Here is an 18,925-nt window from a genome sequence, read left to right as displayed (position 1 = left end):
AGAAGCCCCCATCCAGCCCACTGCGTCCCTATCCGCAGTGAGTTGGGTGGGGGCTTTTTTTGCAGTCGGTGATGGGCAGGCATCATTGCTTCAACATTGCCCGCCCCCTTCGGTAGGATGTGCCTACGGTAACGGAGGCTTCCACCATGCTTATCGGCGTCTTGCTGGTCATCACCTGGCTCATCCTGCTGTTGCGCTACCCGGCCAAGGCCTTGCCGGTCTCCCTGGCGGCGTTCATCGGTCTCGGGCTGGTCGCTGCGTGGGTGCTCTGGCAGGAAAACCGCGAGACCCGGCAATTGGAGCGCCTGGAAATGCGCATTACCTATACCCCCGGACAATGCCCCGCCGACCGTCCGCTGTCGCTGAACCTGAAAAACACCAATGACGTGCCGCTGATCGAACTGCGCTGGCAGGTCGCGGCCTATGCGCCTGGCGACACCATCAACCTGGCCGACACCCCCTACGACGCACCGCGCTACCGGGGCCCCGGCCAATTGCAGGCCGGCGCTGACTGGCAAGACTGCCTGCCCCTGCCACCCTTGCGTCCGGGTTATCGCCCGCAGACCCTGGAGTTTCGCGCCGAGCGATTGCACGGCAGCTTTTCCAACTGATTGCTCCCCCCACTTTTTGCACAAGGAATGCGCCATGCCTGTTGCGCTGATTACCGGATGTTCCAGCGGCATTGGCCGCGCCCTCGCCGACGCCTTCAAGACTGCGGGTTATCAAGTCTGGGCCACGGCGCGCAAGGTTGAAGACGTAGCGACGCTCAGCGCTGCCGGGTTCACCGCTGTGCAACTGGACGTCAACGGCGGCCAGGCCCTGGAACAACTCAACGAACGGATCAACCAGCAGCATGGCGGCCTGGATGTGCTGGTCAACAATGCCGGCTACGGCGCCATGGGCCCTCTTCTGGACGGTGGCGTGCCGGCCATGCAGCGTCAGTTCGAAACCAACGTGTTCGCCATCGTCGGGGTCACCCGCGCGCTGTTCCCGGTGTTGCGTCGGGCCAAGGGGCTGGTGGTGAACATCGGCAGCGTTTCCGGGGTGCTGGTCACGCCGTTTGCAGGGGCCTACTGCGCCTCGAAGGCCGCGGTGCATGCCTTGAGCGATGCCTTGCGCATGGAACTGGCGCCGTTCGGCATCCGCGTGATGGAGGTCCAACCCGGCGCCATCGCCTCCAGCTTCGCCAAGAATGCCGGCCACGAAGCCGAACAGCTGATCAGCGAACAATCGCCCTGGTGGCCGCTGCGCGACAGCATCCGCGCCCGGGCCAAGGCGTCCCAGGACAAACCAACCCCGGCCAGCGAGTTCGCCGCCGGGCTGCTCAAGGCCGTGCAACAACCCCGGCCGCCCCGCCTGCTGCGCCTGGGCAATGGCAGCCGGGCATTGCCGTTGATGGCGAGCTGGCTGCCCAAGGGGTTGCTGGAGAAGGGGTTGATGAAGCGGTTTGGGTTGGGTGGACTGCTGTAACCATCAAGGGCTGGCGAGCTTTGCTGTTGTGGCGAGGGAGCTTGCTCCCGCTGGGTGGCGAAGCCGCCCCCAACCAGGCATTGCGGTGCGGCAGATCAAGGGTGGCGTCCAGGATACGACTGCTGCGCAGCCGAACGGGAGCAAGCTCCCTCGCCACAGGAATAGGGGTGACAAGCCTCTTTGTCCCCCTGCCAGCGTCGCCTCAGCGCTCGGTTTGGGGCTCGACCACCACCGTGCAAGTCATCCCCGCCGCCAGCAACACCCCGTCGGGTACTTCATCGAGATGAATGCGCACCGGCACCCGCTGGGCCAGGCGAACCCAGTTGAAGGTCGGGTTCACGTCGGCGATCAGTTCGCGGCTTTCGGGGTTGTCCCGATCGTAGATGCCGCGGGAGATGCTTTCCACATGCCCCTTGAGCATCTCACCGCTCATCAACTGCAACTGCGCTGAATCGCCGACCCGCACCTTGGGCAACTTGGTCTCTTCGAAGAAGCCATAGACCCAGAACGAATTCATGTCCACCACGGCCATCTTCGCCTCGCCGATGCGGGCGTAGTCGCCACGGTGCACATTGAGGTTGGTGACGTAGCCGTCCACCGCCGCACGGACTTCGGTGCGCGACAGGTTCAGCTCAGCGGCTTCCAATTGCGCCTGGGCCTGCTGGTAATCGGCCAGGGCCGAGTCGGCGATGTTGCTGGCGTCGTCGCGGTTTTCCCGGGAGATCACCAGGCTGTCCAGGTCGGCACGCCGATGGGCGTTGACCTTGCGCATCTCCCAGGTGGCCTTGCGCGACGCCACCAGGGAGCGCGCCTGCTTCACGGCGATTCGGTAATGCTCAGGATCGATGCGCATCAACAGGTCGCCCTTTTTCACCGATTGGTTGTCGCGCACCGGCACTTCGACCACCTCGCCACTGACATCGGCGGCCACATTGATGATGTCGGCCCGCACCCGCCCATCGCGGGTCCAGGGTTCGTTCATGTAATGGACCCATAACGTACGGCCGATCCACAGCGCCAGGGCCAGAACCAACAGCGTCGCCAGCAGGCTGAAAAACTTTCTCATCGCATCGATCTCAACGGTAGACCGTCAGCGCCAGCGCGCCGAACAGACAGGTAAATAGACTCAGGCGCAACAACGCCGGGTGCCAGAAGAAGCGGTACAGGTCCAGCCCCGACAGGAAGCGGTCCAAGGCCCAGGCCAGGCCGGCGGCGATGAAAAACATCAAGGTCATGGTGGGCATGTACACACCATGGAAGGCGATCTCACGGGGCATGTTCAGGTTCCTGGGGAAGCGGTGTGGCAGGCGGCATGGCAGGCGGTATGACATAGCCGGCCAAGGGCGATTGCGGGTCGAGCAACGAGGTGCGGATGAAATGCAGGTAGCTTTTCACGCGGCGCAGCGCCGAGGTGTCGAAATGCGGGGCGAAGGGTTCGTCGGTGGCCTGCACGCGGCCGATGGCATGGTCCACCGCCACCAGGGCACGTTCCAGATTGCTCTGGCTCGGTTGGCGGAACAACCGCACCAGCGCCCGCCCCATCACACGAATCGCCTGGCGCCACGGTTGGCGTTCGGCATACGCCGGATGCACCGGTAAAATCGCCTGTTCCTTGCGCAACTCGATAATCGCGTGGCCGACCTCCAGCACCACAAACATCCAGCGCAGCAAGTCCCGTTGCACCCGCGGCTGCCCCGCCGCCAGCCCGTAGGCCTGATGCAGCAAGTCGCGGGTACCACTTTCGAAGCTCGATGCCAGGCCCTTGAGCTTGCCACTGATGGCAAACACCACTTGCTCGCGCAAATCCTGTTCGAGCCGGCGCCACAACCAGCGACTGTTGGGCGGCAGGATGATTGCCCCGGCCGCGGCACACACCAGCATGCCGAGGATCATCGCGATGTAATCGTTGATGAAGGCGTAGGGGTTGTAGACCGTCAGGTTGTCCGGCACCGAACCGGTGCTGAAAAAGATCAGCAGCCCCAGCCCGACCCCGGCGTATTTCGGCCGCGAGCTGAGGAACGAACCGAGCATGATCACCGGCGCCAACATCACGCAGAGCAAAGGGAAGCCGTCGATCAGCGGGAAGATGAAGAACATCTCGACAAAGCCGATCAACGCCCCGAACAACGTGCCGCAGGCCATCTGGAAAGCCATGCGCTTGGGGTTCGGCGTCGCGGCCGACAAGCCCACGGTGGCGGCGGCGATCATCGTCATGGTCGCGCCGCTCGGCCAGGCCGTGGCGACCCAGTAACTGCCCAGCACCAACAGGATGAAGGCGGCGCGAACACCCGATGCCGTGGCGGCCAGCCAGTTGGTCTGCGGCACGAATGGTTCGTCCCAGCGCTCACGTTCGTGGCGATGATCGGCCAGCGAGGCGTGGGTCAGGGCATAGCCGTGCAAGTCGTCGACGAAGCGATAAAGCAGCTCGTAGGCGGTATGGAAATCCAGTTGCTGCCCATCACTGGGCGCCGTGTCCTGGAACAACGCCCGCAGCCTTCGCACCTGGGCCGGCAGCTCGGCCTTGTACTCAGCCAGCGCCGCCGCCAGACGGGCCGCATCGGCATCGGTCAGGGCGCGGCCACTGAAACCGTCGAGCAGTTCGGCCAACGTTTGCAAGCCCGGCTTGATGGCGTCTACCACATGATCCGCGGCGCTGCCGCGCAAGCGCTCCAGCAATTGGTGCAAGGCGTTGAAGCGGGTGGTGATGCCCATGAATTCGCTGTTCAAGCGACTGAGCCGGCCGTTGCGCCGACGCATGTGCGGGTCTTCGAACACGGTCACGCTGCGCAGGCTTTCCAGGCCCACCGCCTCGGCAATGAAGCCCACGTTGCGCGCTTCGAAGGTCTCGCGCTTGCTGCGCCCACGCAGGCCATCGGTGACAAACAGGGCAAATACCCCAAAGCGCTGGTACAAGGCATTGCGCATGGCGGCACTGGCGGTTTGCGGCAGGATCGCGGCGCTGACCAGGGTGGAGCAGAGAATGCCCAGGGAAATCTCCAGCACCCGCCAGACCGCGGCCATGAACGCGCCTTCCGGATGGGCCAGGGCCGGCAGGCCGATCATCGCCGCGGTGTAGCCGGCCAGCACAAAACCATAGGCCCGGAAATTGCGATATCGCGCCGCCCCTGCCGAACAAAGGCCAACCCAGGCCGCCAGGCAAGCGAGGAACGGCTCGGTGTTCTGGGCAAACAAGGCGATCAGCGCCACCATCACCGCCGAGCCGGCCAGGGTGCCAAGGAAGCGGTAGAAACTCTTGGCGAACACCTGCCCGCTCTGGGGCTGCATGACAATGAACACGGTGATCATGGCCGTGCGCGGTTGCGGCAACTCCAGGCGCATCGCCAACCACAAGGTCAGGAACGCGGCAAACAGGACCTTGAAGATATAGACCCAGGTCACCCCGTCGCTGCGGGCCCAGTCGAAGAAACCCCGGCGCCATTCAAGACGGTACAGCCAGCGTGCGAGGGCAAGTAAAGACGTCACAGGACTCAGCATCGTGGCGAGGGAGCTTGCGCCCGCTTGGGCGCGCAGCACCCACTTGAGGGGACTGCCGCGCAGTCCAGCGGGAGCAAGCTCCCTTGCCACAGGGCATGGCTCAAGTCAGGGCTGTCGTTGCCGGCTTCAAGCCCGCCGCCCAGCGCCGTCACCAGGTCGGCATGGGCGCTCAAGCGCGCCGCCTGCACTTGCTGTTGCACCTGTTGCTGCTTGAACAACAGGCTTTGGGCGTTGAGCACGTTGAGGTAGTCAGTGAGCCCGCGCTGGAACGCCACCATTGCGATGTCGTAGGTGCGCTGGGCTGCGGCCACCGATTCGGCAGCGAAAGCCTGCTGCTTGTCCATCGATTGGCGGCGGATCAGTTGGTCTGAAATGCCCTTGAGGGCGTTCACCAGTGTCTGGTTGTAGTGCGCCACGGCGATGTCATAACCGGCCGCCGCCTCACCCAGCTGCGAACGCAAGCGGCCGCCGTCGAAGATCGGCAACGTGATCGCCGGCCCGACGTTGTAGGTGAGCTTCTTGCCCGTCAAAAACTCCAGCGCCCCACCGCCAGTGGCCATGTAGCCGAGGCTACCCACCAGGTCGACATTGGGATAGAAGCCGGCCCGGGCCACATCGATACCCCGGGCCTGGGCCGCTACTTGCCAACGCCCGGCAACCACATCCGGACGCTGGCCGAGCAGTTCGGCGGGCAAGGCCGACGGCAACTTCAAGGGCGCGCCGAGGGCCAGGGTCGGACGTTGCAATTGCGCGCCCTCTCCCGGCCCCTTGCCGGCCAGGGCCGCCAACTGATTACGGCTCAAGGCGATGGCTTCGTCCAGCGCGTCGAGTTGGCGATGGCTCTCGGGCACCGGTGCCTGGGCCTGGCTGACTTCGAAATGGGTGCCGATGCCGCCGTCCAGGCGTTTCTGCGCAAGGTCGAGAATCTGCTCTTGTTGGTGGAGAGTCGCGGCGACGATATCGCGCTGGGCGTAGTGCAGCGAAAACTGGATGTAGGCACGCACGATGTTGCTTTGCAGTTCCAGTTGCGCCTGGCGCGCCTCTGCGACACTGACATGGGCCAGGTCAACCGCCCGTTCGCTGGCATTGCGCTCGCGGCCCCACAGGTCCAGGGCGTAGCTCAAGCCCAGGGCGGCATTGTTGTCCCAGGTCGTGGTGTCGGCCAGCTCGCCCGGGCCATAGAACTGATCGGTGGGCCAGTTATGGCGCTTGAGGGTCGCCTCGCCATTGATCTGCAGCGACTCGGCGGCCTCGGCAACACCGGCCATGGCCTTGGCCTGGCGCACCCGCGCGGCGGCCATGGCCAGGCTCGGGCTGTCCTGCATGGCCAGGTCGACCCAGCGATCCAGCTGCCGATCGCCATAGGCTTGCCACCACTGGCGGGTGGGCCAGCGGGCGTCGCGAGCCGCCTCGCGGATGGCGGCATCGGTCGCCAGTTGATTGGCCGGCAGTACCTGGCTTTGCGGCCCAATCCCGCCTGTCCCGATGCACCCGCTGATGGTTAATGTCAGAACCCAAACACTGAGAGTCTTCAGCTCTCTGCTGATGCAACGCGGCACTTGCGCAAAATTCCTAGGAGAGAGAGACGAAAACCTGTAGGAGCACCCTGTGGGAGCGGGCTTGCCCGCGAAGGCGGTTACCCTGGCAACATCACCGCCAACTGACCCACCGCTTTCGCGAGCAAGCCCGCTCCCACAGGTACTGCATCAGACAGCAGGGCCAGACCAGCGCCACAGTGCCGGCAATTCTAGGCATCCCCCTCCCCGCCGATAAGCCGACCTTTCTGTGAATCTTTGTTACCGTTAACGCGATAATCCATTAGTCGGGTCCCGCTGCTCTGTAACTTCGTGTCACAATTTGCCACCTCCCAAGAGAGCCCTCCATGGACACCTTGCAAAACATGCGCGCGTTCAGTTGTGTTGCCGAAGCTGGCAGTTTCACCGCTGCCGCCGCGCAACTGGACACCACGACGGCCAACATCTCGCGCGCGGTTTCCAACCTGGAAGCCCATCTGCAAACCCGCCTGCTCAACCGCACCACTCGCCGCATTGCCCTGACCGAGGCAGGTAAACGCTACTTGTTGCGTTGCGAGCAGATCCTGGCTTATGTCGAAGAAGCGGAAGCCGAGGCCAGCGACGCCCATGCCCGACCGGCCGGGCAGTTGAAGGTCCACACGATGACCGGCATCGGCCAGCATTTCGTGATCGACGCCATCGCCCGTTATCGCAAGACCCATCCGGATGTGACCTTCGACCTGACCCTGGCCAACCGCGTGCCGGACATCCTCGACGAGGGCTACGACGTCTCCATCGTGCTCGCCAGCGAGTTGCCGGATTCGGGCTTCGTCTCCCAGCGCCTGGGGATCACCTACAGCATCGTCTGCGCATCGCCCGCCTATGTGAAAGCCAGCGGCTGCCCGCAAAAACCCGGCGACCTGCTCAACCACGCCTGCCTGCGCCTGGTCAGCCCGGTCATTCCGCTGGAAAAATGGGTGTTCGACGGCCCGGAAGGCCAGGAGATGGTCACCATCCACAGCTCACCGTTCCTGGTGAATTCCGCCGATGCGATGAAAACCGCGATCACCAGCGGCATGGGCGTGGGGGTGTTGCCGGTGTACGCCGCCATCGAAGGCCTGCGCAACGGCACGCTGGTGCGGGTCATGCCCAACTACCGCTCCCAGGAACTGAACCTCTATGCCATCTACCCGTCGCGCCAATACCTGGATGCGAAGATCAAGACCTGGGTCGAGTACCTGCGAGGCTCGTTGCCTGAAATCCTCGCGGCGCACCAGTCTGAGCTGGCGGCTTACGAATTGAGTGGAAGCCTGGCAGGCGCACGGGTCGCGAACTGAAGTCGCCCCCGTGCGTGAAGGATGATGTCAGCGCTTGCCCATCGAACGACGCGTGCCGGGAGGCGCGGCGCCCGGGGTCTTGGTATGGCCATTCTTCGCGCCGTTCTTGTACCACGGCTGCTGGCCGGCGCCCTTGGCCGCAGCCAGTTCACCGGGTTTGAACGGGAATTTGAAGGCAGGGATCGCCGCTTTGGCGTCCTCGGTGCAGGAAACATCGCTGTCGGACAAATCGGCCTGTTCGCCGCCGGGGAGTTCATCCGCAGGCGAAGGTGTCGGGGAAGTCATGTGAGGCTCCGGGTCATGCATGCAAGTCGGGCCCAAAGGGCGAGCCGCGAAAGGCGGCAGTATACCTGCCCGATATCACCGCGCGCAGGGCAGTTTCATCTGGCACGACCATTCATCTGACGGCAAGCCAGGACAAAACTGACAAGCCTGTCAGTTAGCCGTCACCTTCCTGACCGGCTCGTAACGCTATATAAGAAAGCTCAAACTCCTGTGTCCCGAACCGGCCCTTCATATCCATGCACACCCAGAAGAAAACCGTCCTGCTCGTCGTGCTGTTGGTCGCCCTGGCGGCCCTTGTCCTCTGGTTCGTGTTCAGGCCCGTGACCGCCAAGCCCAGCGCTCCCGCCGCCGTTCCGGTGCGGGTCGTCAGCGTGGTGCAAAAGGATGTGCCGCGCTTTGCCAGCGGCATCGGTACGGTCCTGTCGCTGCACAGCGTGGTCATCCGGCCGCAGATCGACGGCATCCTCACCCGGCTGCTGGTCAAGGAAGGGCAACTGGTCAAGAAAGGTGACCTGCTGGCGACCATCGACGATCGTTCGATCCGCGCCAGCCTCGACCAGGCCCGGGCCCAACTCGGCGAGAGCCAGGCGCAGCTGGCGGTGGCCCAGGTCAATCTCAAGCGCTACAAATTGCTGAGCGTCGATGACGGCGTCTCGAAGCAGACCTACGACCAGCAGCAGGCGCTGGTCAACCAGCTCAAGGCCACCGCCCAGGGTAACCAGGCGGCCATCGACTCGGCTCAGGTGCAACTGTCCTACACCCAGATCCGCTCCCCGGTGAGCGGTCGCGTCGGCATTCGCAATGTGGATGAAGGCAACTTCCTGCGCACCAGCGACGCCGAAGGCCTGTTCACGGTGACCCAGATCGACCCGATCGCCGTGGAGTTCTCCCTGCCCCAGCAAATGCTGCCCACCTTGCAACGCTTGATCGCGGCGCCCGAGCAAGCCTTGGTCAAGGCCTATCTCGGTGCCGATGGCGCTAGCGGGGAACTGCTCGGCGAGGGGCGCCTGAGCCTCATCGACAACCAGATCAACGCCAACACCGGAACCCTGCGGGCCAAGGCTGAATTCGACAACGCCGCGCAACGGCTGTGGCCCGGGCAACTGGTGACGCTGAAGATCCAGACCGCCCTCGACAAGGACGCCCTGGTGGTGCCTCCCTCCGTGGTCCAGCGCGGGCTGGAGCAACACTTCGTGTACCGGATCAAGGGCGACAAGGTCGAGAGCGTGCCGGTGGTCATGGTTTACCAGGACAGCGACATACACATCATCAAAGGGGTGAACGCTGGCGATCAACTGGTGAGCGATGGTCAGTCACGGCTCAAGCCGGGCAGCCACATCCAGGTGCTCAGTGCCCCGCCCGCCCTGGCCAAGACCGCGGAGCCGCAACCGTGAAGGGCCGCGGCTCGGTTTCAGCGTGGTGCATCGACCACCCCATCGCCACGGTGCTGCTGACGTTTGCCCTGGTACTGCTGGGCGTGATCGCGTTTCCTCGCCTGCCCGTCGCGCCGTTGCCGGAAGCCGAATTCCCGACCATCCAGGTCAACGCCCAGTTGCCCGGGGCCAGCCCCGAAACCATGGCCTCGTCAGTGGCGACGCCGCTGGAAGTGCAATTCAGTGCCATCCCCGGCATCACCCAGATGACCTCCAGCAGCGCCCTGGGCTCGACCAACCTGATCCTGCAATTCAGCCTCGATAAAAGCATCGACACCGCCGCCCAGGAAGTGCAGGCGGCGATCAACACCGCCGCCGGCAAACTGCCCAACGACATGCCGAACCTGCCGACCTGGCGCAAGGTCAATCCCGCTGACAGCCCGGTGTTGATCCTCAGCATCAGCTCCTCCCTGATGCCCGGCACCGAGCTGAGCGACTACGTCGAAACCCTGCTCTCGCGCCAGATCAGCCAGATCGACGGCGTAGGACAAATCTACATCACCGGCCAGCAGCGTCCGGCGATCCGGGTCCAGGCCTCGGCTGATCGACTCGCCGCCATCGGCCTGACCCTGGCGGACATCCGCCTGGCGCTCCAGCAGGCCAGCCTCAACCTGGCCAAGGGCGCCCTGTACGGCGATTCGAGCATTTCCACCCTGTCCACCAACGACCAGCTGTTCCAGCCTGAGGAGTACGGTGAGCTGATTGTGTCCTACAAGGACGGCGCACCGGTTCACCTCAAGGACATCGCCAAGGTCATCAACGGCTCGGAAAACGCTTACGTCCAGGCCTGGTCCGACAGCGAACCAGGGGTCAACCTGGTGATCTTCCGGCAACCGGGGGCGAACATCGTCGAAACCGTCGACCGCATCCAAGCGGCCCTGCCCACCCTGCAAGCCATGCTGCCCGCTGCCATACAGGTCAAGGTACTGATCGACCGCACCCAGACTATCCGCGCCTCGTTGCACGAAGTGGAGATCACCTTGCTGATCGCGGTGCTGTTGGTCGTCGCGGTGATGGCGCTGTTCCTGCGCCAGCTCTCGGCAACCCTGATTGTCTCGGCGGTGCTGGGGGTGTCGCTGACCGCCAGTTTCGCCCTGATGTACGTGATGGGCTTCAGCCTGAACAACCTGACCCTGGTGGCAATCGTCATCTCGGTCGGGTTCGTGGTGGACGATGCGATTGTGGTGGTGGAGAACATCCACCGGCATCTGGAGGCCGGCGACGGCATGCGCGAAGCGGCGATCAAGGGAGCGGGTGAGATCGGCTTCACCGTGGTCTCCATCAGCTTCTCGCTGGTAGCGGCATTCATCCCGCTGCTGTTCATGGGCGGTGTGGTCGGGCGCCTGTTCAAGGAATTTGCCCTGACCGCCACCTCGACCATTCTGATTTCGGTGGTGGTGTCGCTCACCCTGGCACCGACCCTGGCCGCGCTGTTCATGCGTGCCCCGGTACATCATGCCCACAGCAAGATGGGATTCGGCGAGCGTCTGCTGGGCTGGTACGAGCACGGCCTGCGTCGGGCCCTGGCCCATCAAAAACTGATGATAGGCGTGTTCGGCCTGACCCTGGCACTGGCGGTGGTGGGCTACGTGTTCATCCCCAAGGGGTTCTTTCCGGTACAGGACACCGGCCTGGTACTGGGCACCAGCGAAGCCGCCGCCGATGTGTCGTTCCCGGACATGGTCGCCAAACACAAGGCCCTGGCCGACATCGTCGCCGCCGACCCGGCGGTGCAGACCTTCTCCCATTCCGTCGGTGTTTCGGGCAATAACCAGACCATCGCCAACGGCCGTTTCTGGATCGCCCTCAAGCCCCGGAGCGAGCGTGACGTGTCGGCCAGCGGCTTCATCGACCGAATCCGCCCGCAATTGCTGAAAATCCCCGGTGTAGTGCTGTACCTCAGGGCCGGGCAGGACATCAACCTCAGCTCCGGCCCCAGTCGCGCCCAATATCAATACGTGCTCAAGAGCAACGACGGGCCGAGCCTCAACGCCTGGACGCAAAAACTCACCGACAAGCTGCGCGGCAACCCGGCGTTCCGTGACATCTCCAACGACCTGCAACTGGGCGGCAGCATCACCCACATCAACATCGACCGCAGCGCGGCAGCGCGCTTCGGCCTCACCGCCACCGATGTCGACCAAGCCCTGTACGACGCCTTCGGCCAACGGCAGATCAATGAATTCCAGACCGAGACCAACCAGTACAACGTGATCCTGGAACTCGATACCGCGCAGCGGGGCAAGGCCGAAAGCCTGGCGTATTTCTACCTGCGTTCCCCCCTGAGTGGGGAAATGGTGCCGCTCTCGGCCCTGGCCCGCTTCGATGCGCCGAGCAACGGCCCGCTGTCGATTGCCCACGACGGCATGTTCCCGGCCGCCAACCTGTCGTTCAACCTGGCGCCCGGCGTCGCCCTGGGAGACGCGGTGCGCCTGCTCGACCAGGCGAAGAACGAAATCGGCATGCCCGCCGCCATCACCGGTAATTTCCAGGGCGCGGCCCAGGCCTTCCAGAGCTCGCTGGCGAGCCAGCCATGGCTGATCCTCGCCGCGCTGGTGGCCGTGTACATCATCCTCGGCGTGCTCTACGAGAGCTTCGTGCACCCGTTGACGATCATCTCCACCCTGCCCTCGGCCGGCCTCGGCGCGCTGATCATGCTCTGGCTGCTGGGCCAGGATTTTTCGATCATGGCGCTGATCGGGCTGGTGCTGCTGATCGGGATCGTCAAGAAGAACGGCATCCTGATGATCGACTTCGCCCTCGACGCCCAGCGCAACAAAGGGTTGGCGCCCCAGGAGGCGATTTTCCAGGCGTGCCTGACACGCTTCCGGCCGATCATGATGACCACCCTGGCCGCCCTGCTCGGCGCCTTGCCGCTGATGCTCGGCTATGGCCCCGGCGCGGAGCTGCGCCAGCCCCTGGGCATCGCGGTGGTGGGCGGCCTGCTGGTGAGCCAGGCGCTGACGCTGTTCACCACGCCGGTCATATACTTGTGGCTGGAGCGACTGTTCCATCGGCCCGCCCACCAGCCAGGGTCGGCGCCGACGGCGGCGCTGGCGAGCACAGACCACTGAGGCAGGGCCATGCGCGTTCTGATTATCGAAGACGAAGAAAAAACCGCGGACTACCTGCACCGCGGCCTGACCGAACAGGGCTATACCGTGGACGTGGCGCCGGACGGCATCGAGGGGCTGCACCTGGCCCTGGAAACCGACTATGCGGTGATCGTGCTCGACGTGATGCTGCCGGGCCTGGACGGCTTCGGCGTACTGCGGGCCCTGCGCGCCCGCAAGCAGACACCGGTGATCATGCTCACCGCCCGGGAACGGGTCGAGGACCGCATCAAGGGCTTGCGCGACGGCGCCGATGACTACCTGGGCAAACCTTTCTCCTTCCTCGAACTGGTGGCCCGCCTGCAAGCCCTGACCCGCCGCAGCGGCGGCCATGAACCGGTGCAGGTGAGCATCGCCGACCTGTGGATCGACCTGATCAGCCGCAAGGCCACACGGGCCGGCCAGCGCCTGGACCTGACGGCCAAGGAGTTCTCCCTGCTCAGCGTCCTGGCCCGCCGCCAGGGTGAAATCCTCTCGAAAACCGCCATTGCCGAAATGGTCTGGGACATCAACTTCGACAGTGACGCCAACGTGGTGGAAGTGGCGATCAAACGCTTGCGGGCCAAACTCGACGGGCCATTCGAACAGAAGTTGCTGCACACCATTCGCGGCATGGGTTATGTGCTGGAGAGTCGCAGCGATGACCGTCCCTGACAGCATCGCCCTGCGCCTGAGCGGCATGTTCACGCTGGTGGCGGCGCTGGTGTTCCTGTTGATCGGTGGCGCTTTATACCAGCAGGTCGGCAAGGGCCTGGGCCTGTTGCCCGAAGCCGAGCTCGATGCCCGCTACAGTGTCCTGGAGTCCACCGTTGGCCGCTACGGCACGCCTGAACACTGGGTGAAGATCAACAACAAGCTGCGACTGCTCGGTGAAGAAGACAAACGCATCCATTTCTGGATCGTCAGCGACGATCCGCGCTTTGAATACGGCGCTCCCGATGCACAGATCCGTGCCTTTGCCCAAGGCGCCCTGGGGAAGCGCGACCTGACCTTGCCCCATCGGGACTACCCGATGAAAGTATTGGTGAGCCAATTCCCGGCCAAGGACCAACGCCCGCCGCTGCGCTTCATGATCGGCATCGACACCCAGACCTTCTACCAGACCCAGCATCGCCTGCTGGTGGCGCTGGTGAGCCTGGCGATTGTCGGTGTGCTCCTCGCTTCGTTGCTGGGCTACTGGGTCGCGCGCATCGGCCTCAAACCGCTGATCAAGCTGTCCGATGAAGCCCGACGCCTGGCCCCGCCCCGCCTGTCCGGGCGCTTGCAACTGTCGCCCTTGCCGCCGGAGCTGAGCCAGTTCGTCAGTTCCTTCAACGCCACCCTCGACCGGGTCGAACAGGCTTACTCGCGGCTGGAATCGTTCAACGCCGACGTCGCCCATGAATTGCGCTCGCCCCTGACCAACCTGATCGGCCAGACCCAGGTTGCGTTGACCCGTGGACGCTCGGCCGAACACTACTTCGAAGTGCTGCAATCGAATCTCGAGGAGTTGGAGCGGCTGCGTTCGATCATCAACGACATGCTGTTCCTGGCCAGCGCCGACCAAGGCAGCAAGGCCACCAAGTTGACCAGCGCATCCCTGGCCGGCGAAGTGGCGACCACCCTCGATTACCTGGACTTCATCCTGGAAGATGCCCAGGTCCAGGTCCGGGTCAGCGGCGATGCCCAGGCCAACATCGAGATCGCCCACTTGCGACGGGCGCTGATCAACCTGCTGAGCAACGCCGTACAACACACCGCGCCCGGGCAAGTGATCGACGTGCACATCGAAGCCCTTGGCGACCAGATCACCCTCGCGGTCACCAACCCCGGCGAACCGATCGCCGGCGAGCACCTGCCACGCCTATTCGAACGTTTCTATCGCGTCGATGCCTCGCGCAGCAACAGTGGCGCCAACCATGGACTGGGGCTGGCCATCGTCAAGGCCATTGCACTGATGCACGGTGGCGATGTGTTCGTGCGCAGCGACCAGGGTGCCAACACGTTCGGGATCCGCTTGCCAGCCTGAGGCCTTCACAAGGTTCGATCTTTCCAGCATTGAATGCTGGGCGAAAGCCAACTCGATCAAAATCGACAGATCGCAGCCTTCGGCAGCTCCTACCCAGTTATTGCGCAAACACTGATTGCCCACTCTCATTGATCCAAGCACAATCAGCAAAAGGCCAGCATCTGGTTCATTGCCGGTTTGCAACCCTTTGGGACGGACCCCAGCCACATGACAATGCAGACATCGGAACCATGAGCGCGCGCAGTGCGACACCCGGCAACACCCCGCTTTCGAGACGTTCGGAACGGGTATTCGTACTGGCCAGCTCACTGGTTGTCATTGCCATCCTGAGCATCGTGACGTTTCTGTTGATCCGCGAACATGCCGCCGCACAAGAGGCGGCGACCCGTGCGGCGACCAATATCGTGCAATTGATTGACGCCGATGTGCTGCGTAACGTGGAGCTCTACGATCTGTCGCTGCAAGGTTTGGCCGCCGCCGCCAAACGCGACGACCTGAAAGACGTTTCGCCGGCGATTCGCCATCTGGCGCTGTTCGACCGCGCCACCGCCGCCCCCTACAAAGGCGACATCCTGCTGCTCGACAAGCGTGGCGATGTAATCGCCGACTCCGCCTCGCTCGAACCGCGCAAAGGCAATTACGCCGACCGGGAATATTTCCAGTCCCATGTCCAGGACCCGAGTCTGGGCATGATGATCAGTCGCCCGTTCCGCTCCAGGAGTGCCGCCCACGATTGGCGCATCAGTTTCAGCTATCGACTGAGCGACGAGCGGGGTGAGTTCATGGGCGTGGCCGAGGCCGCAATGCGCCTGAACTACTTCAGCCAGTTGTTCAAAAGCCTGAACATCGGCCACGGGACGGTCAACCTGATCAGCCGCGATGGGATTCTGTTGGCCCAGGAACCGCCCCTGGCCGACGACATGATCGGCAAGGACTTCAGCAACCGACCGAACTTCGTACGCATCCTGCGAGAAGGTAACGGCAGTTTTACCGGCATCTCCAGTGTTGATCAGACACAGCGGCTCTACACCTTTTCCCAGGTGGGCGACCTGCCATTGATTGTCGTGGTCGCGCTCTCCTACCAAGAGGTCTTCGCCTCATGGCAACGCACGGCGTTGTTGGTCAGCGGCGCCACCGGCGCGCTGTGCATCGGTTTGCTCTGGCTTACCTGGCTGCTACGCCGCGAATTGCGACGCCGCTACAGAGCTGAACGGGAACTGGCCCAATTGGCGTCCATCGACGCCCTCACAGGACTGGCCAATCGACGAACACTGGACGAGACGTTGCAACAGGAATGGCTGCGCGCCCAACGTTCGGGCCAACCGTTGTCTGTGCTGATGATCGATGCCGATCATTTCAAGGCGTTCAATGATCGCCATGGTCATCAACAGGGGGACGAGGCCCTGCGCACCTTGGCGCAATTGATCGGCCAGCATGTCCGACGCCCCGCCGACCTGGCGGCGCGCTATGGCGGTGAGGAGTTCTCGGTGGTGCTGCCGGAGACCACCACCGCTGGCGCCTTCACCATGGCCCAGCATATTCGCGACGCGGTCGAACAACTGCCACCTGTGTCCGAGGGAGGAGCGCCCATGACGGTCAGTATCGGCATCGCCACTTGGACTCAGGGACCGTACAGCGAACTCAAACAACTCTTGTTCGCTGCGGACAAGGCGCTTTACCAGGCCAAGGCCAGTGGGCGTAATCGTGTGGTTTGCGCGATGTGACACCGGAGCATCCAAAGGCGATGGGCATGACGCCCTCTGTGCATGAACATGGTGCTCTCTGTGGCGAGGGAGCTTGCTCCCGCTGGGCTGCGCAGCAGCCCCCAAGGCAGTCAACTCAATTTACCTGACACACCGGGTTGTCAGGTTCTGGGGCCGCTGCGCGCCCCAGCGGGAGCAAGCTCCCTCGCCACAGGTTCCCGCATCGCTCCCGAAGAAACACCCGACCATAAAAAAAGGCCACCCAAAGGCAGCCTTCAAAAACTAGAGAGGTTTTTTGCCTACACGGCCGCAACAGGGCGCATGTAAGAGATTGGTGCGGTGCTGGCGTCTTCGAACGTCACGACTTCCCAAGCATCTTTCTGCTCAATCAACTTGCGCAGCAGCTGGTTGTTCAGTGCATGGCCGGACTTGAAGCCCTTGAACTCACCAATCAGGCTATTGCCCAGCAGGTAGAGGTCGCCGATTGCATCGAGGATCTTGTGCTTGACGAATTCGTCTTCATAACGAAGGCCGTCTTCGTTCAATACACCATCGGAATCGACCACGATCGCGTTTTCAACACTGCCACCGAGTGCGAGGTTGTGCTTGCGCAGGTACTCGATGTCACTCATGAAACCAAAGGTACGGGCGCGGCTGACTTCTTTTACGAACGAAGTGCTGGAAAAATCCACGCTTGCACTCTGGGTGCGGTCACGGAAAACCGGGTGATCGAAATCGATCTCGAAGCTCACCTTGAAACCTTCGAAAGGGACGAAAGTGGCGCGCTTGTCGCCGTCTTCCACGGTCACTTCCCGCAGGATGCGGATGAACTTCTTGGCTGCGTCCTGCTCTTCCAGGCCAGCCGATTGAATCAGGAATACGAAGGGTCCGGCACTGCCATCCATGATCGGGACTTCGGACGCGGAGAGCTCGACGTAGGCGTTATCGATGCCCAGGCCAGCCATGGCCGAGAGCAAATGCTCCACCGTATCCACTTTGGTGTCACCGTTGACCAGAGTGGTCGACATAGTGGTTTCACCAACGTTTTCCGCGCGAGCAGGAATCTGCACCACAGGGTCGAGGTCGGCACGACAAAACACAATGCCAGTATCGACAGGCGCGGGTTTGAGGGTCAGGTAGACCTTCTCGCCGGAGTGCAAGCCGACACCTGTGGCACGGATAATATTCTTCAGGGTGCGTTGTTTAATCATGGCATGGGCCGCTTCAGCGCAAATTGCGAACTGGTATCAACAAAGGCTGGCGATGATAGCAGACCAGACCTTTGCTGAACACCAATCACCCGTATCCCCCTGATACATTTCATCAATCGGCCTGACGACGCAGGAAAGCCGGGATGTCCAGGTAATCCAGATCGTCTTGCGGATTCATCTTCGCGGCAGTCGCAGTACCGGCCTGGGCCTGGTTGCGCATGACGGTCGGACGGTCCAGGTCACGGTAGTTCACCGCAGGCGCTTCCTGACGGGCAGACACTTGTTGTTGCGGTTGCGAAGCCATGGAAGTGTGAACGGTGTTGTCGATGACCTTCACAGGCTTCTCGATTTTGGCGCCCAGACCGGTGGCAACCACGGTGACGTGCAGCTCGTCGCGCATGTCCGGATCGATAACGGTACCGACCTTGACCATCGCGTGCTCGGAAGCGAAGGCTTCGATGATGCTACCCACGTCGGAGTACTCACCCAGGGACAGGTCAGGACCGGCGGTGATGTTCACCAGGATGCCACGCGCACCTTGCAGGTTCACGTCTTCGAGCAACGGGTTGCGAATGGCCGCTTCGGTGGCCTCGCGTGCACGGTTCGGACCGCTGGCGCAGCCAGTGCCCATCATCGCCATGCCCATTTCGCTCATGACCGTCCGTACGTCGGCAAAGTCGACGTTGATCATGCCCGGACGCTTGATGATGTCGGAGATACCGCGAACGGCACCGGCCAGTACATCGTCAGCCTTGGCGAAAGCCGACAGCAGGCTGGCGTCTTTACCGAGGATGGTCAGCAGCTTCTCGTTGGGGATGGTGATCAACGAGTCGACGCTTTCAGACAGCAGACGGATACCTTCGTCGGCGATCTGCATGCGCTTGCGGCCTTCGAACGGGAACGGACGAGTCACCACCGCAACGGTGAGGATCCCCATTTCCTTGGCCACTTCGGCAATGATTGGCGCCGCACCGGTACCGGTACCGCCACCCATGCCCGTGGTGATGAACACCATGTTGGTGCCTTGCAGGACTTCAGCGATACGCTCACGGTCTTCGAGAGCGGCCTGACGACCGACTTCAGGGTTGGCGCCGGCGCCCAGGCCTTTGGTCACGCCAGTGCCCAGTTGCAGGATGGTCCGCGCGCCGATGGATTTCAGCGCCTGGGCATCAGTGTTGGCGCAGATGAATTCAACGCCTTCAATGTTGCTCTTGACCATGTGGTTGACAGCGTTGCCGCCGCCACCGCCGACACCGATTACTTTGATAACCGGGCTAGCGGGGATGTTGTCTACGAGTTCGAACATTTTCCCTCTCCTTTCATTCTCTAGTTTTTTCGCCTACTGCGTTTGCTGCG

Annotated in this window: 15 protein-coding genes; 8 read left to right on the top strand and 7 right to left on the bottom strand. The window is 62.9% G+C overall.

Annotated elements, in window-relative coordinates; all coding sequences use genetic code 11:
- Positions 1 to 146: 146 nt before the first annotated feature.
- Together V7773_RS03890 and V7773_RS03885 are read left to right on the top strand one after the other, a co-directional pair.
- Positions 147 to 611, top strand: coding sequence for a hypothetical protein (locus V7773_RS03890; protein WP_063324499.1), 465 nt, complete (start codon positions 147 to 149; stop codon positions 609 to 611).
- Between the two features lie 34 nt (positions 612 to 645).
- Positions 646 to 1,470, top strand: coding sequence for an SDR family oxidoreductase (locus V7773_RS03885; RefSeq protein ID WP_336072400.1), 825 nt, complete (start codon positions 646 to 648; stop codon positions 1,468 to 1,470).
- A 202-nt stretch (positions 1,471 to 1,672) separates the two neighbouring features.
- On the opposite strand, the gene V7773_RS03880 is transcribed toward V7773_RS03885, so the two are convergent.
- From V7773_RS03880 to V7773_RS03865, 4 genes are read right to left on the bottom strand one after another with little or no spacing between them, the layout of a single operon-like run.
- Positions 1,673 to 2,536, bottom strand: coding sequence for an efflux RND transporter periplasmic adaptor subunit (locus V7773_RS03880; protein ID WP_092223678.1), 864 nt, complete (start codon positions 2,534 to 2,536; stop codon positions 1,673 to 1,675).
- A 10-nt stretch (positions 2,537 to 2,546) separates the two neighbouring features.
- Positions 2,547 to 2,747: a DUF1656 domain-containing protein gene (locus V7773_RS03875; protein WP_003205331.1), complete on the bottom strand. Its 201-nt coding sequence runs from the start codon at positions 2,745 to 2,747 to the stop codon at positions 2,547 to 2,549.
- On the bottom strand, positions 2,737 to 4,953 hold the full coding sequence (locus V7773_RS03870) for an FUSC family protein (RefSeq protein WP_336072399.1): 2,217 nt from the start codon (positions 4,951 to 4,953) through the stop codon (positions 2,737 to 2,739). The genes V7773_RS03875 and V7773_RS03870 overlap by 11 nt, the downstream gene beginning before the upstream one ends.
- Positions 4,954 to 4,958: 5 nt before the next feature.
- Entirely contained in the window at positions 4,959 to 6,524 is a 1,566-nt protein-coding gene (locus tag V7773_RS03865) for an efflux transporter outer membrane subunit (RefSeq protein WP_336072398.1), read from the bottom strand.
- Between the two features lie 323 nt (positions 6,525 to 6,847).
- On the opposite strand from V7773_RS03865, the gene V7773_RS03860 reads away from it, so the two are divergent.
- The gene (locus tag V7773_RS03860) at positions 6,848 to 7,816 is read left to right on the top strand and encodes a LysR family transcriptional regulator (RefSeq protein WP_336072397.1); all 969 of its coding nucleotides are present in this window, start codon (positions 6,848 to 6,850) and stop codon (positions 7,814 to 7,816) included.
- 27 nt (positions 7,817 to 7,843) lie between these two features.
- Here V7773_RS03860 and V7773_RS03855 read toward each other — a convergent pair whose 3' ends face one another.
- Positions 7,844 to 8,101 carry a hypothetical protein gene (locus tag V7773_RS03855; RefSeq protein WP_063324496.1) on the bottom strand — a complete coding sequence of 86 codons (258 nt, stop codon included), beginning with the start codon at positions 8,099 to 8,101 and terminating at the stop codon, positions 7,844 to 7,846.
- Between the two features lie 236 nt (positions 8,102 to 8,337).
- Here V7773_RS03855 and V7773_RS03850 point away from each other — a divergent pair, with 236 nt between their 5' ends.
- The 5 genes from V7773_RS03850 (at position 8,338) to V7773_RS03830 (ending at position 16,379) form a co-directional block, all read left to right on the top strand.
- Positions 8,338 to 9,495, top strand: a complete 1,158-nt coding sequence (locus tag V7773_RS03850) for an efflux RND transporter periplasmic adaptor subunit (protein WP_336072396.1) — start codon at positions 8,338 to 8,340, stop codon at positions 9,493 to 9,495.
- Positions 9,492 to 12,608 (top strand): multidrug efflux RND transporter permease subunit, encoded by a 3,117-nt coding sequence (locus tag V7773_RS03845; protein ID WP_336072395.1) that lies wholly within the window; start codon positions 9,492 to 9,494, stop codon positions 12,606 to 12,608. Before V7773_RS03850 ends, V7773_RS03845 begins: the two co-directional genes overlap by 4 nt.
- A 9-nt stretch (positions 12,609 to 12,617) precedes the next feature.
- Positions 12,618 to 13,301 carry a heavy metal response regulator transcription factor gene (locus V7773_RS03840; RefSeq protein WP_027911423.1) on the top strand — a complete coding sequence of 228 codons (684 nt, stop codon included), beginning with the start codon at positions 12,618 to 12,620 and terminating at the stop codon, positions 13,299 to 13,301.
- Complete coding sequence (locus V7773_RS03835) at positions 13,288 to 14,655, top strand: heavy metal sensor histidine kinase (RefSeq protein WP_336072394.1); 1,368 nt, start codon at positions 13,288 to 13,290, stop codon at positions 14,653 to 14,655. The genes V7773_RS03840 and V7773_RS03835 overlap by 14 nt, the downstream gene beginning before the upstream one ends.
- Positions 14,656 to 14,885: 230 nt before the next feature.
- Positions 14,886 to 16,379, top strand: a complete 1,494-nt coding sequence (locus V7773_RS03830) for a sensor domain-containing diguanylate cyclase (protein ID WP_336072392.1) — start codon at positions 14,886 to 14,888, stop codon at positions 16,377 to 16,379.
- A 278-nt stretch (positions 16,380 to 16,657) separates the two neighbouring features.
- On the opposite strand, the gene lpxC is transcribed toward V7773_RS03830, so the two are convergent.
- Together lpxC and ftsZ are read right to left on the bottom strand one after the other, a co-directional pair.
- Positions 16,658 to 17,569: a UDP-3-O-acyl-N-acetylglucosamine deacetylase gene (gene lpxC, locus V7773_RS03825; protein ID WP_030139673.1), complete on the bottom strand. Its 912-nt coding sequence runs from the start codon at positions 17,567 to 17,569 to the stop codon at positions 16,658 to 16,660.
- A gap of 112 nt (positions 17,570 to 17,681) precedes the next feature.
- A complete protein-coding gene (ftsZ, locus tag V7773_RS03820; RefSeq protein WP_063324491.1) occupies positions 17,682 to 18,875 on the bottom strand; it encodes a cell division protein FtsZ in 1,194 nt (397 codons plus the stop codon).
- Positions 18,876 to 18,925: the final 50 nt, after the last annotated feature.

Origin of the sequence: Pseudomonas sp. 3JA (genome assembly GCF_036961705.1) — a bacterium.
Classification (GTDB): Bacteria; Pseudomonadota; Gammaproteobacteria; order Pseudomonadales; family Pseudomonadaceae; genus Aquipseudomonas; species Aquipseudomonas fluorescens_Q.
Note: the sequence above shows the minus strand (reverse complement) of the source record. Positions and strands in the feature narration are given on the sequence as shown.

What these genes read in the sequence shown, in the direction of transcription:
- lpxC (WP_030139673.1), bottom strand. Translation starts at nt 17,569, where the DNA reads ATGATTAAACAACGCACCCTGAAGAATATTATCCGTGCCACAGGTGTC.
- V7773_RS03830 (WP_336072392.1), top strand. Translation starts at nt 14,886, where the DNA reads ATGAGCGCGCGCAGTGCGACACCCGGCAACACCCCGCTTTCGAGACGT.
- V7773_RS03850 (WP_336072396.1), top strand. Translation starts at nt 8,338, where the DNA reads ATGCACACCCAGAAGAAAACCGTCCTGCTCGTCGTGCTGTTGGTCGCC.
- V7773_RS03880 (WP_092223678.1), bottom strand. Translation starts at nt 2,536, where the DNA reads ATGAGAAAGTTTTTCAGCCTGCTGGCGACGCTGTTGGTTCTGGCCCTG.
- ftsZ (WP_063324491.1), bottom strand. Translation starts at nt 18,875, where the DNA reads ATGTTCGAACTCGTAGACAACATCCCCGCTAGCCCGGTTATCAAAGTA.
- V7773_RS03835 (WP_336072394.1), top strand. Translation starts at nt 13,288, where the DNA reads ATGACCGTCCCTGACAGCATCGCCCTGCGCCTGAGCGGCATGTTCACG.
- V7773_RS03860 (WP_336072397.1), top strand. Translation starts at nt 6,848, where the DNA reads ATGGACACCTTGCAAAACATGCGCGCGTTCAGTTGTGTTGCCGAAGCT.
- V7773_RS03885 (WP_336072400.1), top strand. Translation starts at nt 646, where the DNA reads ATGCCTGTTGCGCTGATTACCGGATGTTCCAGCGGCATTGGCCGCGCC.
- V7773_RS03875 (WP_003205331.1), bottom strand. Translation starts at nt 2,747, where the DNA reads ATGCCCCGTGAGATCGCCTTCCATGGTGTGTACATGCCCACCATGACC.
- V7773_RS03855 (WP_063324496.1), bottom strand. Translation starts at nt 8,101, where the DNA reads ATGACTTCCCCGACACCTTCGCCTGCGGATGAACTCCCCGGCGGCGAA.
- V7773_RS03840 (WP_027911423.1), top strand. Translation starts at nt 12,618, where the DNA reads ATGCGCGTTCTGATTATCGAAGACGAAGAAAAAACCGCGGACTACCTG.
- V7773_RS03890 (WP_063324499.1), top strand. Translation starts at nt 147, where the DNA reads ATGCTTATCGGCGTCTTGCTGGTCATCACCTGGCTCATCCTGCTGTTG.